This is a genomic window from Microcystis sp. LE19-10.1B (assembly GCF_027530565.1).
Classification (GTDB): domain Bacteria; phylum Cyanobacteriota; class Cyanobacteriia; order Cyanobacteriales; family Microcystaceae; genus Microcystis; species Microcystis aeruginosa.
Genome location: NZ_JAPZQM010000673.1, coordinates 1 through 1,078, shown reverse-complemented (window position 1 = coordinate 1,078; position 1,078 = coordinate 1). Strand labels below are relative to the sequence as shown.

At 37.5% G+C, this 1,078-nt stretch carries 3 protein-coding genes; 2 read left to right on the top strand and 1 reads right to left on the bottom strand.

Annotated features, from left to right (window positions below):
* The first annotated feature begins 53 nt into the window (after positions 1-53).
* A complete protein-coding gene (locus O9332_RS24045; protein ID WP_288027683.1) occupies positions 54-482 on the top strand; it encodes a putative toxin-antitoxin system toxin component, PIN family in 429 nt (142 codons plus the stop codon).
* Positions 479-664 carry a hypothetical protein gene (locus O9332_RS24040; RefSeq protein ID WP_125731736.1) on the top strand — a complete coding sequence of 62 codons (186 nt, stop codon included), beginning with the start codon at positions 479-481 and terminating at the stop codon, positions 662-664. The genes O9332_RS24045 and O9332_RS24040 overlap by 4 nt, the downstream gene beginning before the upstream one ends.
* Here O9332_RS24040 and O9332_RS24035 read toward each other — a convergent pair.
* Positions 632-874 (bottom strand): type II toxin-antitoxin system VapC family toxin, encoded by a 243-nt coding sequence (locus O9332_RS24035; protein WP_353852162.1) that lies wholly within the window; start codon positions 872-874, stop codon positions 632-634. The genes O9332_RS24040 and O9332_RS24035 overlap by 33 nt on opposite strands.
* Positions 875-1,078 lie beyond the last annotated feature (204 nt).

Below are 1,078 nucleotides of genomic sequence, written 5' to 3'. Positions count from 1 at the left end.
ATGACCGAAGACGAGAGAGAAGAATTTATCGATGAAATCGTTCACGAAAAATAGTGACCTATGTAGTTGTTTTTGATACAAATATATTAATCTCTGCTTGGCTGTCTAAAAACAGCCCTACATTTTCCTGTTTATCGTTAGCGAAGACGGGATCGGTATCTTCAGTAACCTGCCAAGAGATTTTAGACGAATTAACCGAAAAACTTCAGCAGAAATTTCAAATATCTGAACGGGGACTTAGAGAATATATCGCGGAAATTCGTCAATTTTCTAGCCTTGTTCCGATAACAAGACAACTGAGAGCGGTTCCCAACGATCCCGATGACGATATGATCATAGAATGTGCGATTGTTGGCAAGGCTACCCATATTATCACGGGGGACAAACATCTTCTTTCACTGGTTGAATATCAAAATATTCAGATCGTGAAAGCAAAAGACTTTCTGGACTTTTTAGATCGAAATAATAACCATGAATTATGAACTTTACTCAATGGGATTTTATTAAAAGATATTCGCGAAGCAAGATTATCCGCAGGAGACGTGGGAAATTGGTAGAAAAACATCAAATCGAGGGATTAGAAAGGGGTTATAGTGTCGAGTTTTCCGATAGGTTGAGAAAAACGATCGCCCTACCAAAGACGTTGAATACCGTACCGATCTAAAATAGTATCTACACTAATAATCGGAATATTTTCAACAATGGCTTGAGCTACCAGAAGGCGATCAAAGGGGTCTTTATGATAAAAAGGAAGGGTGATCAGCGCATCCGTATGTTCTGGTGTGATGGCAAGGATATTAAATTGATATTGATTAAGGCATACGTCGATAAAATCTTTGTAAGATTGATGTAAAATGAGTTTACCGATACTGATTTTGATGGCGATTTCCCAATAGGATGCTGGGCTGATTAATATTTCGTTATTTTGGTTAATAATTAGGGTTTGCTGAATAATGGTAAAACCCTTTTAAAATAAGGCTTTTGACCTGTTAAAATCCGATGTTCATGCTGCGAAAATCCGATTGGGACTCTCAAAAACCTTGCATTATCCCTCTCGTAGTACATAAATTGGTACAAA